The organism is Hymenobacter sp. BT491 (assembly GCF_014349165.1).
Classification (GTDB): Bacteria; Bacteroidota; Bacteroidia; order Cytophagales; family Hymenobacteraceae; genus Hymenobacter; species Hymenobacter jejuensis.
This window is the reverse complement of the sequence record NZ_JACSJJ010000004.1, coordinates 231330-255367: the sequence shown is the minus strand read 5'-3', so window position 1 is coordinate 255367 and position 24038 is coordinate 231330. Positions and strand designations below refer to the sequence as shown.

Sequence of the window (24038 nt, the reverse complement as noted above, 5' to 3'; positions counted from 1 at the left end):
AGCGTATATTCATAACTAACTAATTATTAGTTAGTTATGAATATACGCTCTTTGCTTTATTAGGGTCACATTCTTATGTGATTGACAGCAAACAGATTTATGCCGCCCTTTGCAGAGAACAATCCCTACAACCTCTGCTATGAAACGCTCCCTCTCTTTTTTGTTTGCTTTGCTTCTGGCGGGCAGCGCCCAAGCCCAGTTTGGCATCAAAGCTGGCCTTAATATGGCCGTGCTCGACGGCAGTAACATCAACGCCGATACCAAATACAAAACGCAGTACCACGCCGGCGCCTTTTACGAATACAAAATAGCCGGACCGCTTTCCCTCCAACCCGAATTGCTGTACTCGGTGCAAGGCACAGAGCGCAAAAGCGACGTGGAAGATTACGACACCAAGCTCCAATACCTCAACCTGCCCATTTTGGTCAAGCTCACGGCCGGGCCCGTGTTCGTCGAGGCCGGACCGCAGTTTGGGTTGTTGATGACGGCCAAAGAGGCTGGTACGCTGCTCCTTACGCCGCCCACGCCTACTTCGCCGGCGCAATATGGCAAGGTAAGCAAGCAGGTAGACGACCAGTACAAGAAAGGTGATTTCAGCCTGTGCGCCGGGCTCGGCGTAAAGGTAAGCAGCCTGCTGATCGGGGCCCGCTTCAACGCCGGCCTCAACGACATCAACGATGCCAAGTCAGTAGCCGGGGTCAACGACCCGAAACTGAAAAACCGCGTGTTTCAGGCTTACCTCGGCTACCAGATTGGCGGGCACAATTAATAACTAGTGCGCCTTTAGGCTATCCTGCTGAGCGCCGCCGAAACGGTAAAGATGCTTCGGCAGCGTTCAGCAGGATAGCCTTTGGTTGTTATGAAAAGTATTTGATTATCAAATACTTATACAGCATCCGAAAGACTGGTGAAGGTGAAGTCGCGGATTTTGAGCGGGGGTACCAGGTTGCCGCCCAAGCGCACGGGCTTGCCAATGGCTTCGATATTATTGAGCATAATGACCGGGCTTTCGTTGAAGCGGAAGTTCTTGACTGGGTGCTTGATCTTGCCGTTTTCAATATAGAAGGTCCCGTCGCGGGTCAGGCCCGTTACCAGTAGCGTCTGTGGGTCTACATCGCGGATGTACCACAGGCGCGTGACCAAAATGCCTTTGGCCGTGCTCTTGATCAGGTCCTGCGTGCTTTGCGTGCCGCCGGTCATGATGAAGTTGCTGGGGAAAGCTGTGGCTTGGGCGTTGCTTTTCTGGGCCCAAAAGCGCGAGTAGTAAAGGTTCTTCATCACGCCCTTCTCGATCCAGTTCATGCGCTTCACCGGCAGGCCGTCGCCGTCGAAGATGTTGCCTGGCGCTTCCGGGTTCAGCGGGTCGGAGTAGATTGTGACGCGCTCGTCGAACAGCTTCTGACCCAGCTTGTTGCCACCGCCTTTCTTGCTCAAAAAAGAGCGGCCTTCGTCGGCTTCGCGGGCATCGAGAGCGTACATCAGGCGGTTGAGCAGCCCTTCGTCGGAGACCAGCGCGGCCGGCTCCAAGATTACGGTATACTTGCCCGGTTCCATGGCCTTCGCATTCACCGAACCCGCCGCCTTATCGGCGGCGATCTGCGTTAAAGCCTTGGCGTTGAACTTGCTGGAATCCGTGAAATCGGCCACGGCATAGCCCGAACCCGTGCCGTCGGCCGTGCGCACCGTCACCGAAAAATCGAGCCGCGTGGACTGCTGGTACGCCTCAAGCCCTTTGCTATTGCGCATGGCCTGGAAGTTGGAGCCGTCTTCGAGGTAGCCCGCCGCCGTCAGCTTGCGGACCTGGCACAGCGCAATGCTGTCGGCCGCCGCTTGGGCGCGAAAATCGGGTGAAATACTGGCCGTGCTGGCTACCGCACTGACCGGCGTGAGGTATTGCTGCGGCCCCAGCAAAGGCATGTATTCGGGATCTTCGGGCGCGAGCTTGGCGATCTCCTCGGCGCGCTGTACGCAGCGGCGCAAGGTAGCGTCGTCGAACTGATTGCAAGTAGCTGTTCCTGAACGCTTTCCAAATCGCGATTCCACGGCCAGCGACACGTTATCAGTCGTGCCAGAAGTGCTCACATTGTTGCGAGCGTAGCGCACATTGCCGTTGGTGCGTCCATTCAGGTAGACCGTACACTCGTCGGCGGTGCTAAAGCTCAAGACTTTCTTAAGGATGGTCTGAGCTTCGTCTTTGGAGAGAATGGCCACGTAGAGAAATGCTTTTAAAGAAAAAGTAGGGAAAGAAACATCCCTCCTCAACGGAGGAGGGATGTGCGGTTTAGCCGATTTTGCGGGCCGTGTTAATCACGTTCACGCCATTAAAGCGCGTGGTGGCCGAGCCGTGGCTCACGGCCGAGCTTTGCGAAGGCTGGCCTTTGCCGTCGTTGAAGAAACCTGCAAACCGGTAGTCCGATTCGTCGCATACGGCCGCGCAGGAATTCCAGAACTCTTGCGTATTAGCTTGATAGGCAACGTCTTCCAGCATCTCTGTGATTTTGCCTTTCTCAATGGCATAAAACACTTGGCCGCCAAACTGGAAGTTGTAGCGCTGCTGGTCGATGGAAAAAGAGCCGTTGCCGGCGATGTAAATGCCTTTGTCCACGCCCTTCACCAATTCGTCCACCGACAGCTTGGCTTTGCCCGGCTGCAAGCTGACGTTGGGCATGCGCTGAAACTGCACGTCCTGCCACGATTGCGCGTAGCAGCAGCCATCCGATTCGTTCTGGCCCACAATGTGCGCTTGGTCGCGGATCTTTTCGTAGTCGACCAGCACGCCCTCTTTGATCAAATCCCAGCGCTTCGTTTTCACGCCTTCGTCGTCGTAGCCCACGGCGCCCAGTGAGCCGGGCTGAAGCTTGTCGGCCACGATGTTCACTTGTTTCGAGCCATACGGGGCTTTTTTTGCCTTCCATTCGAGCGTGGCGAAGGACGTACCGGCGTAGTTGGCCTCGTAGCCCAGCACGCGGTCGAGCTCCAAAGGGTGACCAACACTTTCGTGTATCGTCAGGCCCAGGTGATGCGGGTCGAGCACCAGATCGTACTTGCCGGGCACCACCGATTTGGCCGTGATTTTCTGCTTGGCTTGCTTGGCAGCGGCCGTAATGTCTTCGATGATGTCGTAGCTCTGCTTGTAGCCTACGATGTCGGAGCCCGCCGGACCGCGCACTTTGTCGGCGGCTTTGGGCGTGAGGTACTCGTAGCCCAAGCCCATCGGAGCGCTCAAGGCCTGCCGCGAGCGGAACTTGCCCGAGGCCCGGTCCACTACCGTTACGCCGAACGTCGGGAATATGCGGTGAATGTCCTGGTCGATGTACGAGCCGTCGGTCGAGGCAAAGTACTTCTGCTCGTTTACTTGAAACAAGACTGAATTGACGAAGCTGGCGCCGTTTTCGAGGGCCTTGGCATTCGCATTTAGCAGTAAATCAACCTTTTGTGCAATCGGCACCTCAAACGCGTTCTGCTGAATTGGCGCCTTCCACGACACCTCACCGTATCCTTTTTGCGGAGCCAGTTTTACTTGTTCCTTCTGCACTTTCGAGTTAGCCTTGGCAATCTGCACGGCCAGCTGGGCAGCCTTGGCAACGCCGGCTTCCGTGACGGTGTTCGTCGCGGCAAAACCCCAAGTGCCGTTGGCAATTACGCGCACCCCGACCCCGTAGCTTTCCGTGCTGGAGATGTTCTGGACCTGCTTTTCGCGGGTAAAGATTCCTTGGTTGAGGTAGCGGCCGATGCGCACGTCGGCGTAGGTGGCACCCGCCGATTTGGCCGCGTTCAAGGCCGCGTCGGCCAGGCGCTTCTTCACCGCGGTGTCGACGCCTTCCAGCAACTGGGAAGGATCAACGGGGTTGCCGGCGCCGAAACCGGGAATGCTAGGCAAGAAAAGGGCTCCGGCAGCAAGGCCGGTAAGTCCCACGAAATCACGTCTTTTCAAAATGCAGAAGGTTGGAAGGAGTGAAGGCCAGCTACTAGAATAGCGGATGAAATGGCAAAAGAAAATCTACCAATACTCAAGAGGTAGTCATATCCGCGTCTGTCATGCAGAGCCATAGCGAAGCATCTTTACCGCTCCGTTGTAGCGTTATTCAGCCGAAGCGGTAGAGATGCTTCGCTATGGCTCTGCATGACGTTCTATTGTTTTTTATTGTATAAGTATTTGATTATCAAATACTTATACAGCGTCCGAAAGGCTAGTAAAGGTGAAGTCGCGGATCTTGAGCGGGGGCACCAAGTTGCCGCCCAAGCGTACGGGCTTGCCAATGGCTTCCAGGTTGTTGAGCATGATCACGGGCGACTCGTTGAAGCGGAAGTTCTTGACCGGATATTTGATCTTGCCGTTTTCGATGTAGAACGTACCGTCGCGGGTCAGGCCGGTGAAGAGCAGAGTTTGAGGGTCGACGGCGCGGATGTACCACAGGCGCGTGACCAAAATGCCTTTGGCCGTGCCCTTAATCAAATCCTGCGTGCTTTGCGTACCGCCTTCCATAATGAACCCACCCGGCCGCGGAATGTCGGCGATGTTGTTTTTCTGGGCCCAGAAGCGCGACGAATACAGGTTCTTCACCACACCCTTCTCAATCCAGGTCATCTTCTTTTGCGGGCGACCGTCGCCGGAGAAAGTCAGGTCGGCCAGCTCGGGGTTGGTGGGGTCGGAGTAGATGGTGACGCGCTCGTCGAACATCTTTTCGCCCTTGCGATTGCCGCCGCCTTTCTTGCTCAAAAACGAGCGGCCTTCGTCGGCGTTGCGGGCGTCGAGGGCGTTCATCAAAGCACCCAGCAGCGAGGCATCCGAATTGGAAACCAGAGCCGCTGGCTCCAGAATAACGGTGTATTTACCTGGTTCAATGGCCTTTGCACCTACCGAGCCCGTGGCCTTGTCGGCCGCAATCTGGGTCATGCGGGCCGCATCGAACTTGCCGATGTCGGTGAAGTCGGCTGCGGCGTAGCCTGAGCCCGTGCCATCCGGCGTGCGCACCGTGATGGAGAAATCGAGGTTGGTGATCTGCTGATAAGCTTCCAGTCCTTTGTTGTTGCGCTTGGCTACGAAGCCGGCCGAGTCGTTCAGGAACGCGGCGGAAGTCAGCTTTTTGGCGTCGCAGAGCTTCATGCTGGCTGCAACCTGCTGGGCGCGGTAGTCGGGCGTGATGCCGGCCGTGTTGGCCGCAAACGACTTGGGCGACTCCAGGTACTGCTGTGGGCCGAGCAGGGGCATGTACTCCGGGCTTTCGGGCGCGAGCTTGGCTATCTCTTCAGCGCGCTGTACGCAGCGGCGCAAGGTAGCGTCGTCGAACTCGTTGCAAGTAGCAATGCCGGAGCGTTTGCCAAACCGCGACTCAACGGCCAGCGATACGTTGTCAACGGCGCCGCTGGTGGAAATAGCATTGCGGGCCGAGCGGACGTTGCCGCCGGTCGTGCCGTTAAGCGTCACCTCGCACTCGTCGGCGGTGCTGAAACTCAGGACTTTCTTAAGGATGGTCTGGGCTTCGTCTTTGGAGAGAATGGCCATGTATGGAAAGGATTTCTAATGAAAATGCGGTGGTAAAACTCCTTACCTCGGCTGAGGCGGAGAGGCGTGCTTTAGCCGATTTTGCGGGCCGTGTTGATCACGTTCACGCCGTTGAAGCGCGTGGTGCTCGAGCCGTGGCTCACGGCCGACACTTGGGAAGGCTGGCCTTTGCCGTCGAAGAAGGAGCCAAACAGGCGGTAATCCGACTGGTCGCAGATGGCGGCGCAGGAATTCCAGAACTCCTGCGTATTGGCCTGATAAGCAACGTCTTCCAACATGCCGTCGATCTTGCCTTTGTTGATGGCATAGAACACCGTACCGCCAAACTGGAAGTTATAGCGCTGCTGGTCAATGGAATATGATCCGCGGCCGGCGATGTAGACGCCCTTGTCCACGTTCTTGATCATGTCGTCGACGCTCATCTTCTCCTTGCCCGGCTGCAAGCTCACGTTAGCCATGCGCTGAAACTGCACGTCCTGCCACGATTGCGCGTAGCTACAGCCATCCGAATGGTCTTGGCCGAGGATGCCCGCTTGGTCGCGGGTTTTCTGGTAGTCAACCAGCACGCCGTTCTTAATCAGGTCCCACTGGCCGGTTTTCACACCTTCGTCATCATAACCTACGGCACCGAGCGAGCCGGGCTGAAGCTTGTCGGCCACGATGTTTACCAGTTTCGAGCCGTACTGGAAGTTCTTCGATTTCCACTTGTCCAGCGTAGCGAAGGACGTACCGGCGTAGTTGGCTTCGTAGCCCAGCACGCGGTCGAGCTCGGTGGCGTGGCCTACGCTTTCATGGATGGTCAGACCCAAATGGTTCGGGTCGAGTACCACGTCGTATTTGCCGGGCACCACCGACTTCGCCGTGAGCTTGCTTTTGGCTTGCTGGGCAGCCAGGGCCGCGTCTTCCAGCATGTCGTAGCTCATCTTGTAACCCACTAAACCCGTGCCGGTCGGCCCCGCGATTTTGTCGGCGGCTTTAGGCGTGAGGTACTCATAACCCAGGCCCATGGGCGCACTCAGCGCTTCCCGCGAACGGAATTTGCCCGACGCCCGATCAATGGCTGTCACGCTGAACGTGGGCCAGATGCGGTGAATGTCTTGGTCGATGTACGAGCCATCGGTCGAGGCAAAGTACTTCTGCTCATTGATCTGGAAAAGCGACGAATTGACAAAGCTGGCGCCGTTTTCCAGCGCTTTGGCGTTGGCCGCGAGCAGCAACTCAACTTTCTGCGCAATCGGCACCTCAAACGCGTTCTGCTGAATCGGCGTTTTCCAGGTTACGTCGCCGTAGCCTTTTTGCGGCGCGAGCTGCACTTTCTCTTTCTGCACCTTGGAGTTGGCCTTGGCAATCTGCACGGCCAGCTGGGCGGCTTTGGCCATGCCCGCTTCCGTAACGGTGTTGGTAGCTGCGAAGCCCCAGGTGCCGTTGGCCAGCACCCGCACGCCCGCGCCGTAGCTCTCGCCACTGCCAATATTTTGCACCTGCTTTTCGCGGGTAAAAATGCTTTGGTTGAGGTAGCGGCCGATGCGCACGTCGGCGTAAGTAGCACCTGCCGATTTGGCGGCATTCATGGCGGCGTCGGCTAAGCGCTTTTTGATGGCCGGATCAACCTGCTCCAGCAGCCGTTCCGGATCGACCGGATTGCCACCAAAACCGGGAAAACTGGGCAGGAACAGGGCACCAGCCGCAAAGCCAGTGAGTCCTACAAATTCACGTCTTTTCAAAAGGGTAGAGGTTTGGAGGAATAAACTAGGTTGAAGTTTAGGCAGAAATAGCCGAAAGGACAACCAAGGGACGCAGCTGTTTTCACAAGGCTGCACAATTTTATCCGCCTAACTTCCAGTTTTCACGGGCATCTTCAACTTAGTGTACCAACTCCAGAAGGTCGCGGGCGATGCCTTCCCACGGCTGGTTCAGGTCGAGCGTCACCACCCGCACGGGGTGGCCACCCAGCGTGTAGCGCAAATCCACGGCGCGCGTCGTGGCCGGATACAGCAGCACGCCTTCCAACTGCTGGCCCGGTCGGTGCGGCTGGTTTTGCAGGTACGCGTAGAGCTGGTAGAGGTGCGGCGAAATAAGCCGCTGCCGGTCGTAGCGCGGGCGCAGAGCCGCTGCATAGTATTTGGTGTCGAGAATGATCTTACGATCAGCTGCTTCTAATGTGCTGTCTGTGAGCATATTAGGCAGAAAGTCGAGGTCTTCGCTGCGCTCGGCGGTGGCCTGCCACGTGATGGTTTCGGAGAGCACCCGGTAGCGGCGCTGCTCGAGGCGGTAGAAGTTGCGCACAAACGCTTCGAACACGTTGGCCATCAGACGCTCGTCGTTGCGGAAGTCCTGAAAGCGCGTGCGCCCTGCGGCATCGGGCTCCGGCAGTGCCCCGCGCTGGATCAACTCGCACACATTCAGCAGAAATGACTCAACAGCCGGCAACCGCAACCGCCGCACTGCCCGCAACTGATTGCGCGAAAACGGCGCCGACACCACGCGGCTGGGAAAACGGCCGCGCACCCGCCGCACTTCCTGGCGTTGCGCGCTCGACAAATGCCGCGTGCGCCCCAGCACATCCAGCGCACCGGCCAGCAGTTGGTTGAACGCCGTATTCGGCCCTAGCTCATCGTAGGCGCACATCGCCCGGCCTTGGCGCAACAAATCGCGGGCCAGCGTCGGCGCCAACAATACCCGGCCGCGCAGCTCGGTCAGCTCGGCTTCCTGCTCCTGATACCCCTGCGAAAGGCCTTTGAGCAACAGCCGCCGCGTGCCACTAAGTAGCAGATGCGTAAGCAGTTCCAACGGCCGATGAAACGGCGCAGAATCCACGCTTTGCCATTCCGAGCGGTCGGGCACGCGGTTCCATGCATAGCAAAGCAGGTAGTATAAGTTTTGAATTGGGATCATCGAGTCAGAGTACTAATCCAGTTCGCCTCTTTTATTAAGGAGGGTGCCCGCAAGGCGGGGTGGTGAAGTCGTTGGTAGTTATCTTGTTAAACAACTTCCGCAGGCGGGCCAACTACCCTGGCGGCAGCGAAGCTGCCGCGTCCCCTCTTCAGCGGAGGAGGGGAGTTCGGTTTTATGAAAGCAGGCGCTTGATGTGGGCGGTGGCGTGTGCGGGTTGATCGAACCAGTAGTCGCGGAGGAGCGGGGCGATTTCCTGTTCTAAGATCAGCGTGAGCCACTGGTCGGCGGCGGCTGGAGCTGTAGGCGGTTGGCAGAAGTAACTGTGGCCGACCTGAAAATCGGGGCCGAGCTCGGGGTCGTTAGCAATGACTTCATTTAGCTCGGCAAGGCGGGCGATCAGGCGGTCTACAGTCTTGGGTGGTATGTTATTGTCAATCAAATGCCTATGCAAATGATCGCCAAACTCTGGCAGCATCGGCACGAAGGCAAAGCGCCGCCGCAAGGCATAATCGAGGGGCGCCAAAGATCGGTCGGCGGTATTCATGGTGCCGATAACGAACAGATTGTCAGGAACATAAAAGCGTGGGGCCTCGACTGGCGCATAAGGTAGGCGCACGGCGTGGGCCAGGCCGCGCTTGTCGGCCTCCAGCAACAGCAGCAGCTCGCCGAAAATGCGGTTCAAGTGGCCGCGGTTGATCTCGTCGATAAGCAGGAAATACGGCCGCGTGGGGTCGGCGCTGGCCCGGCGGCAGAGATCGGGCAGCACCCCGTCGGTGAGGCGAAACGAGCCGTGCGCATCGGGCCGGAAGCCCTGCACAAAATCTTCGTAGCTGTAGCTGGGGTGAAACTGCACCATTTCTACGCGCTGCGTGTCCTGGCAGCCCAACTCTAGCCACGCCAGCCGCCGCGCCAAAAACGTCTTGCCCGTACCGGGCGGTCCCTGCAAAATCAGGTTGCGCCGTCGCTCCAGGGCCGCCAGCGTGTCCACGAGTTTTTCTTCCGATATAAATAGCTCCTGCAACGCATCGGCCTTGGTATAGGGCTGTGCGGGCAGCTCAGGCGTATAGGCTGCGGTGGGTTCGTGCGCTACGGTGGGCGCTTTTGGGGCCGGCGCAGGCACGTCATCACCCGCCAAGCCCGTGTACAGATTCTGCATGGCGTCCTGCGTAGCCACGTCGCCGTCGAGGGGCGAGTTGGCCAGGGTGGGGCGCTTGGTAGCTACCGTAAAATCAAGATCCTCAAGTACTTGGTTGGTGGGGCTGCCAGCGGGCAACGGCCATTTGGCTTCTACGTCATTGATGGCGAAGCGCCATGCTTGCTGCGCCACAGCGCGCGGCGGATAGCGGCGGCCGCGGTACACCAGGTCATAAACCGTGCTGGGCGGAATCGTCAGGGCAGTGCGGTCGAGGTGCCGGATGGCACGCAGCACATGGTCGCGGGTGAGCAGGGTGGGGTCGAAGAGAGCAGGCATGCGTTTAAAAGTAACTGCAAAACGTATGCGGCGCGCAGAAGGCTCCCTTTCAGCGCTTAAGAAGCCAAAAAAGTATGGCTACTGAGGTTGGCCGACCGGCCCGAATCGCCGTACTTCCGTACCTGCTTGGGCTTGTACTTATTCTGTTGCTTAACCTTTTCTGCCGTGCGCACTTTCAACTGGGGAATCATTGGGCTGGGCCGGATCGCCCACAAGTTTGCCGAAAGCCTACAACTCGTGCCCAATGCCCGCTTGTACGGGGTAGCCTCACGGAGCCTGGATAAAGCGCAACAATTTGCTGCTCAATACGATGTAGCGCACGCCGTTGGGAGCTACGAAGAGTTGCTGAAGCTGCCCGACCTGGATGTCGTGTACATTGCTACGCCCCACTCCGAGCACCATGCGCATACGCTGCTCTGCCTGCGCGCTGGCGTGCCGGTGCTGTGCGAAAAAGCCTTCGCCCTGAACACTCGGCAGGTGCAAGAGATGATTGCCACGGCGCGGGAAAAGCAGGTGTTTTTGATGGAAGCGTTGTGGACGCGCTTTTTTCCTTCCACCCATAAAGCGCTGGAAATCATCCAGTCAGGGGCGATAGGGAAAGTAGTGCACATAGCCGCCGATTTTGGCTTTACGGCTCCCTACGATCCGGCGGCGCGCTTGTTTGCGCCGGCGCTGGCCGGCGGTTCGCTCCTGGACATTGGCATTTATCCGCTCCTGATCAGCAAGTTTTTCCTCGGCAACCCAACGGATATCAAAGCTGCAGGGGCGCTCACCGAAACCGGCGTCGACATGAATTGCGCCATGTCGCTGGCGTACGAAAACGGAGCCACCGCCAGCCTGTTTTCCACCCTAGCCGCCACTACCGATACTACTTGCACCGTGTACGGCTCCGAAGGAAAGCTGCTGATGCACAGCCGTTTCCATCATGCCAAGCGTCTCACGTTGGAGCGCCCTGACGAAGCACCTCAGGATTTCTTTTTCGACTTTCCCGGCCACGGCTATCAGTACGAGATCGAGCATGTGCAGCACTGCCTCGAGCAAGGCTTGGTGGAAAGCCCACTCGTGCCCTGGCAGTTTAGCTTGGAGATAATGCAGCAGCTCGACGAAGTGCGGCGGCAGTTAGGAGTAGTATATCCTGGTGAATAAATAATTGATAATCAGTTACTTATAACAAGGTCTTTTGCAGGCTTTACCCACGCGTTGAATAATTTTTTGCGCTTTTTCTCGATTCCACATGCTTAATTACGAAATGTTCGTAGTATTACGAAAACATCGTAAAGGCATATGGAACGACTGACGCAACCCGAAGAAGAAGCCATGCAGGTGCTTTGGCAGCTGGACGGTGGGTTTACCAAAGACGTGCTAGACCGGCTCCCCGAGCCCAAACCGCCTTACACTACGCTGGCTTCCACGATTCGCAACCTGGAGCGGAAGGGCTACCTGAGCAGTGAAAAGTTGGGCAATTCGTATCGGTTTGCGCCGCTTGTGAAGGCCGAAGAATACCGCAAGCGCTACATGAGCGACTTCGTAGGCGACTACTTCAAGAATTCCTACAAAGAGCTTGTGTCGTTTTTTGCAAAGGAGAAGAAGATCAGCGCCAGCGAGTTGCAGGAAATCATCGACATGATTGAAAACCGCAAACCGGAATAGCCATGCCCGCGCTGTTGCTGTATCTGTTGAAGGCAAACGGGGCTTTGGTTCTGTTTGGTCTGGCTTACTACGTAGTGTTGCGCCGGCTCACTTTTTACACCCTCAACCGGGTTTTTCTGCTGTTTGCGCTGCTTTTTTCGGCGGCGTATCCGCTGCTGGATATTGGGCAGTTGTTTGCGCGGCCGCAGGAGCTGGGCGCTACGCTACAGCTCATCGCGCCGGATTGGCAGGCGCTGGCTGTACCGACGCCAACAGGCTTCGATTATTGGCAACTGCTCGTGAGAGTCTACTGGGTGGGCATGGGCCTGATGACCGCGCGGCTGCTCGGACAGCTGGCCTCGTTGTATAGGCTACACCGGACTTCGCCGCCGGCGCAGGTGCTGGGTATGCGCGTACGCCGCCTTAGCGGCGACTTGAATCCGTTTTCGTTCGGGCAAACCATTTACCTGAATCCTGAGCAGCACCAGCCGGAAGAGCTGCCGATGATTTTGCAGCACGAGCAAGTGCATGTCAGTCAAGGCCATACGCTGGATGTGCTGCTGGCGCAAGCCCAGGTGGTGGCCTTCTGGTTTAACCCTGCGGCGTGGCTGCTGAAGCAAGCCATTCAGGAAAACCTCGAATTCGTTACCGACCGCAAAGTGCTGCAAACCGGCCTCGACAGCCGGGCTTATCAATATAGTTTGGTGCGGCTCAATGGGTTAGCGCAAAGCTCCTCCTTGGTCAATAATTTCAATTTTCTCACTCTCAAAAACCGTATTGCTATGATTAACAAGAAGCGTTCTTCTGCGGTGCATCTGCTGAGCTATGCGCTACTGCTGCCCTTGGTTGCTGGTTTGGCTATCGCCTGTTCGCAGCCCCAAGTTGAGCCCCGGAAGCCGGATTCCTTGACTACCGTGGTCATCGCCTCCAACCAGAAGGACGCCCGTACGCAGAATCATTTGCCAGATAATCTCTTGTATTTCGTTGACGGTCAAGAGGTTTCGAAAGAAAAACTAACGCAGATGGATCCAGCCCAAATCGCAAGCATGAATGTGCTCAAGGGTGAGGCATTTCAGAAGGCGTTCGGCAGCACGGCGGCCGGCGTGGTGAGCGTCATCACCAAGGGCAATGAAAACTCCGAATCGGTGCTGAACTTCAACCAGAAATACGGCATCAGTCTCCAGCCGGCCGCTTCGAAAGCGGGCGCAACGCAGGTCACCATTAAGGGTACCGCGGGCGACCACAGCACGGATGCCAGCCTGGCCAACAGCCTCATCGTGATTGATGGCCAAGAAGCCACAAACGAGGCGCTACGCGCAATCTCCCCCGAGCGCATCGAGTCGGTAAAAGTGTATAAGGGCGAAGCTGCCGAAAAGGAATTTGGCGCCAAAGGCAAAAACGGCGTGATCGTAGTTGCTACGAAAAAGTAAAACTGCTTTAGATAACTATCTGATAGTAAAGTTGTTATAATATAAATGGTTTGTAAGCCTACAAACGCAAGCCCGGCCAAGTCATTTGCCGGGCTTGCGTTTTATTGGGTGTCACATTTGCAACACAACTATGTTATCAGCCGTCGCAACTTGTCCGGCTAGAAAACGAGATGCCTGGGTTTGCCTTGAATGTAAAAATTTAACATTCAAACTGTTATGATATTTTAGAGCGTGCCCATGCCGCATTAGGTAGCTACCACGGTGCGCTGAATGCCCAGTTTCTTCATGCGCGCTTCGAGGGTTTTGGGGTTGATGTCGAGGAGCACGGCGGCGCCGTTGGGGCCACTTACCCGACCGCCCGTGCGCTGCAACGCCGCCAGAATGTGGTCGCGCTCCTGGTCGCGCAGCGTTTTGATGGGCGCGTAATCGGGCAGCGGAATGGGCGGCGAAGCTTGCGCCGCCGCCGCCGAAAAGCCCGCAAACTCCAGAAACGGCCCCGTCGACACGATCACGGCTTGCTCCAGCACGTGCTCCAGCTCCCGGATGTTGCCCGGCCAGCTGTACTGCTGCATCGCCCGTAGGTCGCGCTCGCGCAGGCCGCGCACGGGCTTGCCCATCTTCTTGGTGAAGCCTTCCAGGAAGAAGCGGATGAGCGGCTCAATGTCTTCGGGACGCTCGCGCAGGGCCGGCAGCCGCACCGGAAACACGTTGAGCCGGTAGTATAAATCGGCGCGGAAGCGGCCGGCGGCTACCTCGTCTTCCAGCACGCGGTTGGTGGCCGCGATCACGCGGGCGTTGCTGTGAATTACGCGGCGGCCCCCAATGCGTTCAAACTCCTTTTCCTGCAACACGCGCAGCAACTTGGCTTGCAAATCGAGCGGCAACTCGCCCACTTCGTCGAGGAAAATCGTGCCCCCGTCGGCCAACTCAAACTTGCCGATACGCCGATCCACGGCTCCGGTGAAAGCACCCTTCTCGTGGCCAAAGAGTTCGCTTTCAATGAGCTGGGCGGGTAAGGCGGCGCAATTGAGCTTGATCAGGGCGCGGTCGCGGCGGGGGGAGAGGTTGTGCAAGGCTCTGGCTACCAGCTCTTTACCGGTGCCCGTTTCGCCGCTGATGAGGACCGTCGTATCGGTGGGGGCGACCTGCGTGATGCGCGTGAGCACGGGCTGGATGGTCGGGCTTTGGCCGATGAACTCGCCGAAGTTGGCGGTGGTGTTGATCTCGTCGATGAGGTAAGTGCGCTCCTGCTCGAGTTGCGCGCTCAGGCTTTCGATCTGCTCGAAAGCAAACAGGTTCTGCATCGTGAGCGTGATCTGCGGGACTAAGCCCTTAATCAGTTCTAAATCAGTCTCATCGAAGTTGCCTTCTTCTTTGCTGCTCAACGACAGCACGGCCGTCTGGTCTTCCTGCACCCACAGCGGCGCGATGAGCAGCGAACGGGTATTGCGGTGCTCGGCGATGTAGCGCATCAGGCGATACTTATCCGACAAGCGCCGGAAGCTTTCGTCGCCGTAAATAGCCGGGTGTTGAAACAACTCCATGGCTTCGCCCTCCATCTGCCCATATTCCGGTACCTCGTTCCAGCGATCGGGGTCGAGGGGCGCAAACGTGCCATCGTCTTGTTTGCCAAACTCAGCGAAGGCCTTGTGCGTGCCGTCGCGGTAGCGGATGCGCACCCCGAAGTAGTCGTAGGGTACCACCCGATTGATTTCCGTGGCTACCGTATGGAAAAGCTGGCCTCGCTCCTTGATGCTAAGCAAGGCGTTATTGACGGCCAATTGAATGCTTTTTTCGCGTTCGCGCTGCGCTACTTCCTCAAAGGCCAGCGTGTTGCTCACGGCCACGGCTACCAAGCTGCCGATCTTGCCCAGCAACGACAGGTCGGCGGGCTCGAAGTGCGGGTGACGCCGTGAAGCCAAGCACATCACTCCCAAGGAGGTGCCTGCAATGCGCAGCGGCACCACCGTCATAAAGCGTACGCCCTGCTGAATCAGGTAGTTGAAAGGGCTCTCGCCTTTGTATTCTTTTGCAACTTCTTGCAGGTCAAGGGTTTGTATTTTGTTGTCCAGCAAGATGCGTTCGGTGGGCGTGCCGGCAATGGGGTGGCGCAGGTTGCGGTTGTTGTGGCGAGAGGGAATCGTGAGATCGGTGAAATAGTCGCGCAGGAAAAGGCGCTTGTACTGGCCTTCCGTATCGATGGTCACGATGGAAATCACGTCGAACGGGAAGATCAGCCGCAGCTTTTCCGTCACGATCCGGAAGAGCCCTTCCTTGTTGCGCGTCGTGGCAATGGCCTCGTTCAAGTATAACAGCAGCGATTCTTCTTGATTGGGCATGCGCAAAAATGATAAGTCGGCGGGGGTGTCTAACTCAAAAGGCAACACAGAAGACGTAGGTAAAGGGCTCAAATCGCGCCCCTAACACACCGTTAATAAAATAGCGTAAGAGAGTTTACAGCAGTAAAAATTCCTCAAATATCAGGATAAAAGATGGGGTATTCCTGATATTTAAGAAAAACAAGCCGTGGCAGAAAATGTTCGAAAACGTATTTTGAAAAATATTTTATGCGTTTAAACGCCGTAAACCCGGTTTTTGAAAGAATTTTAATCCCATTTTAAGCGTGGCACATAGTTGGTTATTAGGGCGGCACACACAAGTCGTACTACTGTATGCTTTCCCGATTGAAACTTGCTGCGCCACTGCTGACCCTTGGGCTCTTGACAGCCGGCGCTGCTTCCGCCCAAACTCCCGTTGCCACTACTGACTCACTTACGCTGGACGCCACCATCAAGGCGGTAATGGATGCTAACCCCGCCATTACCAGCTTGGAAGAACAGGTAAACGCGGCCCAGGCGCGGGTGGCCCAGAGCCGTACGGGCTATTTGCCGTACGTGACGGGTACCGCCACCTATGCCCGCGTCGATCCGCAGGTAAAGCTGCCGTTTGGCGATCAGGTGTTGCAGCTGGCTCCTAATAATAACTACGATGCCCACATCACGGCACAGTACATGCTGCTGGATTTTGGCAAAAACGACGCGACGTACAACCTGGCGAAAGCACAGGGTGTAACCGCCGCCGACAACATCGTGACCGCCCGCCGCGATCTGGCTTACAACGCGGTGCAACTGTACTACAACATCCTGTTTATGCGCGAAAGCATTAAGGTGCAGGATGAGCAGATCGCCTCGTTGCAGCAGCACCAGCGCGAAATGGAAAAGCGAGTGCAGGGCGGCGTAAGCACCAAGTTTGACGTGACAACCACGCAAGTGCGCATCACGCAAGCCCAGAACGCCAAAATTGATCTGCAAAACCAGCTGCACAACCAGCAGACGCAGCTCGCTCGCCTGTTGCACCGCCCCGAATACGCCGAGGTGCCCGTGCGTGGCTCGTTGGCTTACAGCGCGGCTCCCGTCGATGTGAATTCGGCTATTGCACAGGCCGTGGAGAACCGGCCAGAAGTGAAGCTGGCCCGCGATGCCGAAAACACGGCAGAAGCCCAGCTTCGCCTGATCGAAAAAAGCAACCTGCCCAGCTTAGGCGCTCAGGTGCAGGCCGGCGGTAAAAACGGCTACATCGTGCCAAACCTGGAGCGCTTCCGCTTCAATACGGTAGCCGCGGTGCAGTTGTCGGTGCCGATTTACGACGGTAATCGCAATAAAAACCAGCGTGTGGAAGCCTCGGCCAATGCTCGGTCGGCGCAGTCGCGCACCCAGGATGTGCAGGAGTCGATTCGCTCGGATGTGCGCCAGGCTGCTAACAACATCGAAGCCAGCTCGGCGCGCTACGCCAACGCCGAAACGCAGATCGCGCAAGCTACCGACGCCCTTACCCGCGCCCGCGCCCGCTACCGCTACGACGTAGGCACCAACCTCGACGTGCTGGATGCCGAAACTTCGCTGGCGCAGGCCCGCTTGGCTCGTGTGCAGGCGATCTATAACTACACCATGGGCCAGTACCAGCTCAAGCGCGCCGTAGGCGAGCAGATTTGGTAGTAAGGAAATCTTGAGGTTTGAATTTTAAATGATGAAGTTTTTGTAAAATGTTGATAATCAACAAATTATAAAAATTAAAAGTGATATATCCGCCTCGTTTAGAATTCAACGCCAGCATTCAACATTCCCACAATATGACCCTATCCGCCATTCTTTGCCCGCTTGATTTCTCGTCTGCCTCGGTGCCGGTGGTGGCTTATGCTGCCGCGCTGGCGGCGGCCACCGGGGCCGAGCTGCGCTTGGTACATGTGCTGGAGCCCCAACCCGTGTTGGCCCAGCCCGATGCCAGCCCCGAACTCAATATTCCCGGCCAACTGGCTGCACACCAAGCGACGGCCGAGCGGGCCGGCGCTCGCGTAAAAACGGTAATCCTAGAGGGCGATGCGGCCGTAGAAATTGTGGCCGAAGCACGTCGCCATCCAGCCGATCTGATTGTTATTGGAGCGCACGGCCAAACCGGCCTCACGCGCTTTCTGATGGGCAACACCGCCGAAGTAGTCGTGCGTACGGCCCCGTGTGCTACGCTGCTCGTGAAGGCGGGCCCGGCCGATGAATATCGGCAATCGGCTTAACGGCCTCATTTTTTCGAAATCAATTCCCCTTCCTCTTTCGCATTCAACTAATCCTGAGATATGGCAACCCCCGTTCAACAAGAGCCGGCCGTAGCGCCGAACCCAACTGGTGCCGCGCAGCCCTATGAACCCGAAGTAGAAGAACAAGGCCGTTCGCGCCGTCCGTTTCTGCTGATTATCCTGGCCCTGCTGCTGCTCGTCGGTGGCTACTACGGCTGGACCCGTTATCAATTTGCCCAAGCCCACGAAGAAACCGACGACGCCCAAGTCGAAGGCGACGTGTACCCCGTGCTGCCCCGCGTGAGCGGCCCCGTAGCCGAGGTGAAAGTGGACGACAACACCGTGGTGAAAAAAGGCGACGTGCTCGTAACCATCGACCCCGCCGACTACCAACAGCGTGTAAACGCCGCGCAAGCCGCTTTAGCCGCCGCGCAAGCCAACGTGGTAGCCGCTCGCGCTGCCGTGGGCACAGCCCAAGCCAACGTCGGTTCGGCCCGTTCGGCCATCGGGGTGAGCGATGCTACCCGGGCCCGTTTGCAGAAAGACTTGCAGCGTAGCGCCTACCTGCGGAAAGAAGACATCATTCCGCAAAGCGAGTACGACGCCGTACAAGCCAACCTGAAATCGACTACGGCCCAGCGCTCGACGGCGCAGCAGCAAGTATCGGTAGCGCAACAGCAAGTGGCAGCAGCTCAGCAGCAAGTAGCTGTGGCACAAGCCGTTGTGAAACAACGCCAAGCCGACCTCGACAATGCCTTGTTGCAGCTCAGCTACACGACCCTCAAAGCGCCGACCAACGGCTACGTGAGCAAGAAAAATGTACAGCCCGGCCAGGTGGTTTCGCCCGGTCAGCAGCTGATGGGCATCGTGGCCAGCGACCGCACGTGGGTAGTGGCCAACTTCAAGGAAACCCAGTTGGAAGACATGAGAGTCAATCAGCCGGTGAGCGTGGAAGTGGATGCCTACCCGAACGAAGAATTCCAGGGCCACATCGAATCCATTTCGGCGGCTACGGGTGCTCGTTTCGCCCTGCTGCCCCCCGACAACGCTTCGGGCAACTTCGTGAAAGTGGTACAGCGCGTACCCGTGAAAATCGTGCTCGACAAAGTTGACCCCGAACACCCCCTGCGTGCCGGCATGAGTGTGAACGCCGTCGTGAAGGTAAAATAAGGTCTTCAAGGTCTTGGTAAATCCAGGTGTGTGGTCATCTTCTGATGATCCTCTGACCTTGGTTTGCCAAGACTTTAAGATTTTGATAACCAATAATTTATAAAATGGAATCTGGAGCTCGTAAGTGGATTATCGTGGTAACGGTGGTCCTGTGTACGGTGCTGGAATTGATCGATACCAGTATTGTAAACGTGGCCCTGACCCAGATGATGGGTAATCTCTCGGCCACGCAGCAGGAGGTAAGCTGGGTAATTGCCAGCTACGCCATTGCCAACGTGATTGTAGTGCCCATGACGGGCTTTTTATCCGAACAATTTGGCCGCCGCAACTACTTCGGTGGTTCGGTGGTGCTGTTTACGCTGGCTTCTATCGCCTGCGGACACAGCACGAATATTTGGGAATTGGTAGCCTTCCGCTTTATCCAAGGCGTGGGCGGCGGCGCCCTGATGGCGACTTCGCAGTCTATTCTCATCGACACCTTCCCGCCCAAGGAATTGCCACTGGGGCAGGCCTTGTTTAGCATGGGCGTAATTGTAGGCCCCTCGCTGGGCCCGACGCTGGGCGGCTACATCGTGGACAACTACGACTGGCCTTGGATCTTCTACGTCAACGTGCCCGTCGGCATTCTGGCCACGATTTTCACGTTCATCTTCATCGAAGACCCGGCGCATATCAAGGCCCGTATTCCGCGGCCGGTCAGTCAAATCGACTGGCTCGGGATTTTCCTGCTGGTGTTGGGCGTCGGCTCGTTGCAGCTGGTGCTGGAGCAGGGCGAAACCGAGGACTGGTTTGAATCGACCTACATTATTTCGTTTGCGCTGCTATCGGCTATTGGCATCATCGGCTTTATTGTGCGCGAACTCACGGCCAAGCAGCCGATTGTCGATCTGCGCGTGATTGGCCGCAGCCGGAACCTGGCCTTCGGGGTCATTCTTTCATTTGTGGTTGGTTTCGGTCTGTTTGCATCGGTGTTTGTGTTCCCGATTTTTACGCAGCGCATCCTGGGCTTTACGGCCATGCAAACGGGTATGATCTTGTTACCCAGCTCGTTGGTAACGGGCGCGATGATGCCGTTCATCGGTAAAGCCATTCAGAAAGGCGTGTCGCAGAAGCTGATGATCCCATTCGGATTCGCCATATTCTTCATCTTTACCTTCTGGATGAGCGCCCGCATTTCACCCACCGCCGGCGACATGGACTTCTTCTGGCCCTTGATGCTGCGGGGTTTTGGGTTGGCCTTTATCTTCTTGCCTATCACTACGTTATCGTTGGCGGGCTTGTCGGGTAAAGATGCCGGCCAGGCTGCCGGTCTGACCAGCATGATCCGCCAACTGGGTGGTTCGTTTGGGGTGGCCATTGTGGGCACGTATCTGGAGCGCTCGACGGCGTACAACCGCGTGGCGCAGCTGCCGAACATTTCGCTTTACAACACCGAAACAACTCAGCGCCTGCAAGCCTTCACGCAGGGCTTCCTCGCCAAAGGCTACGCCCTTTCGCAAGCCCAGCAGCAAGCTTACGCTGCTTTAGAAGGCACGCTGATGAAGCAGGTGGCCCTGATCACCTACTCGCAAACCTTCACCATGCTCGGGATTTTCTTCCTGATCTGCATTCCGCTGGTGTTCTTTATGAAAATCAAGAAGAACGCACCGCCCGTGGACATGTCGGCTGCGCACTAATTGCCTGTCAATAGCCTGTCTCTCAAAAAGCCGCCAGCTTCTACTGGCGGCTTTTTTTTGTTAATGCTTGATTATGAGACAGTTGCAGAAAAATTAACAAATTGATCGTATGGTCATTTGTCTTAAAACAAATTGGCGAAAAACGGCTTTACAACTCAATCTTATTCAGTAGCCCCACCTCAGCACAAGTTACCCCGACGCCATGGAATCAGGAGCTAAAAAATGGATTATTGTGGCCACCGTAGTGCTGTGCACGCTGCTGGAGCTAATCGATACCAGTATTGTAAACGTGGCCCTGACCCAGATGATGGGTAACCTCTCGGCCACGCTCTCGGAAGTGAGTTGGGTGATTGCGGCCTACGCCATTGCCAACGTGATTGTGGTGCCGCTCACGGGCTTTCTGAGCGAGCAGTTTGGCCGCCGCAATTACTTTGGGTTTTCGGTGGTGCTGTTCACGATGGCTTCTATCGCCTGCGGGCAAAGCACGAATATATGGGAACTGGTGGCGTTTCGCTTTATACAAGGCGTGGGCGGCGGCGCCTTGATGGCAACTTCGCAGTCCATCCTCATCGATACGTTCCCGCCCAAGCAGCTTCCTCTGGGTCAGGCTTTGTTCGGCATGGGCGTCATCATTGGCCCGACTATCGGCCCGACGCTGGGCGGCTACATCGTGGACAACTACGACTGGCCCTGGATCTTCTACGTGAACGTGCCCGTCGGCATTCTGGCCACGATCTGCACGTTTGCCTTCATCGAAGACCCCGAACGCATGAAGCACATGAAGCCACGGCCCCTGCGCGAGCTCGACTGGCAAGGCATTGTGTTGCTGATTTTGGGCGTAGGCTCGCTGCAATTTGTGCTGGAAAAAGGCGAAACCGAAGACTGGTTTGAGTCGAGCCTGATCAATGTGTTCACCGGCCTTTCAATTATCGGCATTGTCGGCTTCATTTGGCGCGAGCTGACGGCCACCAACCCCATCGTGGATTTGCGCGTGCTCACGCGCAGCCGCAACCTAGCCGTCGGCGCGATTCTGTCGTTTGTGCTGGGCTTTGGGTTGTTTGCGTCGGTGTTTGTATTCCCGATTTTCACGCAGCGCATTCTGGGCTTTACGGCAGCCCAAACCGGCTTATTGCTGTTGCCGGGGGCGCTGGTGTCGGGCTTTATGATGCCCATCATTGGGCGGGCGTTGCAGGCCGGCGTGCCGCAGAAGTTTATGCTGCCCTTCGGCTTCGGCATCTTCTTCGTGTTCACGTTTTGGATGAGTCAGAAAATCTCGCCTACGGCGGGCCAGAGCGATTTCTTCTGGCCTCTGATTCTGCGCGGCGTAGGACTGGGGCTGCTGTTTCTGCCCGTCACGACGATGTCGCTGGCTGGCCTGCGCGGCAAAGACGGGGCGCAAGCGGCCGGTCTTACGGGCATGCTGCGCCAGTTGGGTGGCTCCTTTGGGGTGGCCATTGTAGGCACGTATCTGGAGCGTAACCTGGCCTACAACCGCGTAGCGTTGCTACCTAACATCTCCCTCTACGACACTGAAACGCAGCAACGTCTGCAAGCCTTCACCCAAAATTTCCTCAGCAAAGGCTTCTCGCTCATGCAGGCCCAGCAGCAAGCCTATGCCGCGCTCGAAGGCACGGTAATGAAGCAGGCTTCGCTCATCACCTACGCCCAGACCTTCACCGTTTTGGGACTGTTTTTTCTGGGGTGCATCCCGATGATCCTGCTCATCAAGCGCGTACGCAACGCCGGCCCCGTCGACTTGAACGCCGCTCACTAACATGCTCTTTGAGGCTTAGCCCGCATTTCAATAGCCCAAATCAGCCCGTCATGCTTTGCTTGTGCTCTGCATGACGGGCTGATTTTTAACGCTTTATGAATTCGATGTAAGCAGCAGGTACTAAGCTGAAACAAGAAATTCTCTGGCTGTATTGGCTGAGCTTGCACAGACGCAGGAGGGAAATTATGTTTAGGAGTTATTATAGCACTCCTCTTATGTATCGATTAGCTTACTCAAGCATCGCCACCAGCCCCTTCAGCGAAACCGAATTACACGAAGCACTCACCCAATGGCGCGACAAAAACAGCCGCCTCAACATCACCGGCATGCTGCTCTACAGCAACGGCAACATCTTTCAGGTGCTGGAAGGCCATGAGCAGGATGTGCAAAGCATTTTTGCCACCATCGAAAGCGATATTCGCCACCTGCACGTGCTGAAAGTGGCCGACGGCACCATTAACGAGCGCGATTTCCCGGATTGGTCCATGGGTTTCAAGACCGTTACGGGTTCGCAGTTTGAGCACGTACTTGGCTACGTCGACCCAACCAAACAGGAATTCCTGGCTTCGCACCCCGACCAAGGCGAAGGCTCGCTGGTGGCCTTGCTCAAGTCGTTTGCGACGGAAGCGCAGCCTCTCAGTTGAGTTGCTACAATCCGGCAGTTTGTCACAGCAAAAAGCCCCGCTCGATGACCGAGCGGGGCTTTTTGTTAACTAATTGATTAGCAATTAGTTATTGATATTGCACGTACAGAGGCTTTGGGGTTAGCTCGGCCAGCACTTCCTTGGGCGTCATCAGGTGCGAGTTCTTCGGCTTGATGTCGTATTCGTAGAACAGCTTGAAGCCGGTGTACTGCACAGGCTGCGTCTGGATGTAGTCGTGGTACGAATCTTTCTTCAAAGTCGGGTCGCCCCACCCGTCCATGTGCATCACGATCTGCACGCGCGGGTCGGTTTTGATGTTTTTGTAGTTCGTAATCATGCCCTGCGTAAAGCGGTGCACGGTCAGAACTTTGGGCGGTAAGTGGTTTTCGCTCACGATGCGCGCCAAGAACTTGACGGCGTAGTTCACGTCCTTAGCATCGAAGGTTCCGATCTTCTTGCCGGGGCGCACGCCTTTGGTTTGCATGGCAAACTCGGGGTCGATGCCCATGTGCACGATGGGGTCTTTCAGGTATGGCTCCAACTTAGGCAACTCGTGCTCTAGGTCGCTGAGACCCACCTGCACATCCAGAAAAATGATGCACTTGTGCTCTTTGGCCCAGCCGATTACTTCTTCAATCGTGGCTTTGGAGTTCATCAGGCGGTATTTGCCGTCTTTGCCAGGCGCGCCTTGGGCCGTGATGGTCACGTTGTGCAGGGCAGGCTGAATGGGCAGCGAAGGATCGGCAGCTTGCCACTCGGCCAGCACTTTCTCAAACTTGCGGAACATCTGCTCCTTGGGCTCGCGGCCCAGAATGCCCATGCCTTTCGAGCGAATGTTGCCGTAGAACGCCACGATGCGGTGGCCGGGCAGGATGGCGCCGGGCAGTTGGCCACTGGCTTTTACAATCGAATCGGCCTTGAGCGAGTCGAGGCGCAGGACTTGCAGCTTGAGCTTCGCCGAATCGATCGGGGCAGCCGCCGCCGGAGCGCCCGAAGCCGATAGTTTCGAATCAGGAGTTTCGCCATCCGTGCGGGTAGTGCAGCCGGGCAGGGTGGTCAACGAAAACAGCAGGCCCAGCGCAGAAAGCAACGGGGCGGCAAAACGGGAAGAGATTCGAGAATAAGACACTGATTGAAAAGAAGTTGGAAGCCAAATTGGGAAGCAAGTTACGCCTTTTTGCAGGAATCTGTAGTGCAGAATAGCTTCGCGGAATTGAAAAAGCAGGAATGGACGAGGTTATTAAAAGATTGATAGTCAAGTAGGTGTGTAGAGTGT

18 protein-coding genes are annotated in these 24038 nt (G+C 56.7%); 10 read left to right on the top strand and 8 right to left on the bottom strand.

All coding sequences use genetic code 11. The features are described from left to right. Positions 1–139: 139 nt before the first annotated feature. Entirely contained in the window at positions 140–769 is a 630-nt protein-coding gene (locus H9I52_RS17810; RefSeq protein WP_187454980.1) for a porin family protein, read from the top strand. 116 nt (positions 770–885) lie between these two features. On the opposite strand, the gene H9I52_RS17805 is transcribed toward H9I52_RS17810, so the two are convergent. The 6 genes from H9I52_RS17805 to H9I52_RS17780 form a co-directional block, all read right to left on the bottom strand. Further along, positions 886–2211, bottom strand: a complete 1326-nt coding sequence (locus H9I52_RS17805) for a TldD/PmbA family protein (RefSeq protein WP_187454979.1) — start codon at positions 2209–2211, stop codon at positions 886–888. Between the two features lie 70 nt (positions 2212–2281). Beyond that, positions 2282–3934 carry a TldD/PmbA family protein gene (locus H9I52_RS17800; RefSeq protein WP_187454978.1) on the bottom strand — a complete coding sequence of 551 codons (1653 nt, stop codon included), beginning with the start codon at positions 3932–3934 and terminating at the stop codon, positions 2282–2284. Between the two features lie 237 nt (positions 3935–4171). Next, positions 4172–5506 (bottom strand): TldD/PmbA family protein, encoded by a 1335-nt coding sequence (locus H9I52_RS17795; protein ID WP_187454977.1) that lies wholly within the window; start codon positions 5504–5506, stop codon positions 4172–4174. 71 nt (positions 5507–5577) lie between these two features. Next, positions 5578–7230 carry a TldD/PmbA family protein gene (locus H9I52_RS17790; protein WP_139515054.1) on the bottom strand — a complete coding sequence of 551 codons (1653 nt, stop codon included), beginning with the start codon at positions 7228–7230 and terminating at the stop codon, positions 5578–5580. A gap of 139 nt (positions 7231–7369) precedes the next feature. Continuing rightward, on the bottom strand, positions 7370–8401 hold the full coding sequence (locus H9I52_RS17785; protein ID WP_187454976.1) for a 5-methylcytosine restriction system specificity protein McrC: 1032 nt from the start codon (positions 8399–8401) through the stop codon (positions 7370–7372). Between the two features lie 172 nt (positions 8402–8573). Next, complete coding sequence (locus H9I52_RS17780; RefSeq protein ID WP_187454975.1) at positions 8574–9872, bottom strand: AAA family ATPase; 1299 nt, start codon at positions 9870–9872, stop codon at positions 8574–8576. A gap of 165 nt (positions 9873–10037) precedes the next feature. On the opposite strand from H9I52_RS17780, the gene H9I52_RS17775 reads away from it, so the two are divergent. From H9I52_RS17775 to H9I52_RS17765, 3 genes are all read left to right on the top strand, one after another. Further along, positions 10038–11018, top strand: a complete 981-nt coding sequence (locus H9I52_RS17775) for a Gfo/Idh/MocA family protein (protein WP_187454974.1) — start codon at positions 10038–10040, stop codon at positions 11016–11018. 138 nt (positions 11019–11156) lie between these two features. Further along, the gene (locus H9I52_RS17770; RefSeq protein WP_187454973.1) at positions 11157–11522 is read left to right on the top strand and encodes a BlaI/MecI/CopY family transcriptional regulator; all 366 of its coding nucleotides are present in this window, start codon (positions 11157–11159) and stop codon (positions 11520–11522) included. Between the two features lie 2 nt (positions 11523–11524). After that, positions 11525–12931: a M56 family metallopeptidase gene (locus H9I52_RS17765; protein WP_187454972.1), complete on the top strand. Its 1407-nt coding sequence runs from the start codon at positions 11525–11527 to the stop codon at positions 12929–12931. 245 nt (positions 12932–13176) lie between these two features. Here H9I52_RS17765 and H9I52_RS17760 read toward each other — a convergent pair whose 3' ends face one another. Continuing rightward, the gene (locus H9I52_RS17760) at positions 13177–15270 is read right to left on the bottom strand and encodes a sigma 54-interacting transcriptional regulator (protein WP_187454971.1); all 2094 of its coding nucleotides are present in this window, start codon (positions 15268–15270) and stop codon (positions 13177–13179) included. Positions 15271–15603: 333 nt separating this feature from the next. On the opposite strand from H9I52_RS17760, the gene H9I52_RS17755 reads away from it, so the two are divergent. The 6 genes from H9I52_RS17755 (at position 15604) to H9I52_RS17730 (ending at position 22762) form a co-directional block, all read left to right on the top strand. Next, the gene (locus H9I52_RS17755; RefSeq protein ID WP_187454970.1) at positions 15604–16926 is read left to right on the top strand and encodes a TolC family protein; all 1323 of its coding nucleotides are present in this window, start codon (positions 15604–15606) and stop codon (positions 16924–16926) included. A 134-nt stretch (positions 16927–17060) separates the two neighbouring features. After that, positions 17061–17498 carry a universal stress protein gene (locus H9I52_RS17750; protein ID WP_187454969.1) on the top strand — a complete coding sequence of 146 codons (438 nt, stop codon included), beginning with the start codon at positions 17061–17063 and terminating at the stop codon, positions 17496–17498. Positions 17499–17558: 60 nt separating this feature from the next. Then, on the top strand, positions 17559–18668 hold the full coding sequence (locus H9I52_RS17745) for an HlyD family secretion protein (RefSeq protein WP_187454968.1): 1110 nt from the start codon (positions 17559–17561) through the stop codon (positions 18666–18668). A 104-nt stretch (positions 18669–18772) separates the two neighbouring features. Continuing rightward, positions 18773–20344, top strand: a complete 1572-nt coding sequence (locus H9I52_RS17740) for a DHA2 family efflux MFS transporter permease subunit (protein ID WP_139515045.1) — start codon at positions 18773–18775, stop codon at positions 20342–20344. A gap of 202 nt (positions 20345–20546) precedes the next feature. Next, the gene (locus H9I52_RS17735; protein ID WP_139515044.1) at positions 20547–22118 is read left to right on the top strand and encodes a DHA2 family efflux MFS transporter permease subunit; all 1572 of its coding nucleotides are present in this window, start codon (positions 20547–20549) and stop codon (positions 22116–22118) included. Between the two features lie 215 nt (positions 22119–22333). Next, positions 22334–22762, top strand: a complete 429-nt coding sequence (locus tag H9I52_RS17730) for a BLUF domain-containing protein (RefSeq protein WP_165699321.1) — start codon at positions 22334–22336, stop codon at positions 22760–22762. 88 nt (positions 22763–22850) lie between these two features. Here H9I52_RS17730 and H9I52_RS17725 read toward each other — a convergent pair whose 3' ends face one another. Continuing rightward, on the bottom strand, positions 22851–23891 hold the full coding sequence (locus H9I52_RS17725) for a hypothetical protein (protein WP_174805791.1): 1041 nt from the start codon (positions 23889–23891) through the stop codon (positions 22851–22853). Between the last annotated feature and the right edge of the window lie 147 nt (positions 23892–24038).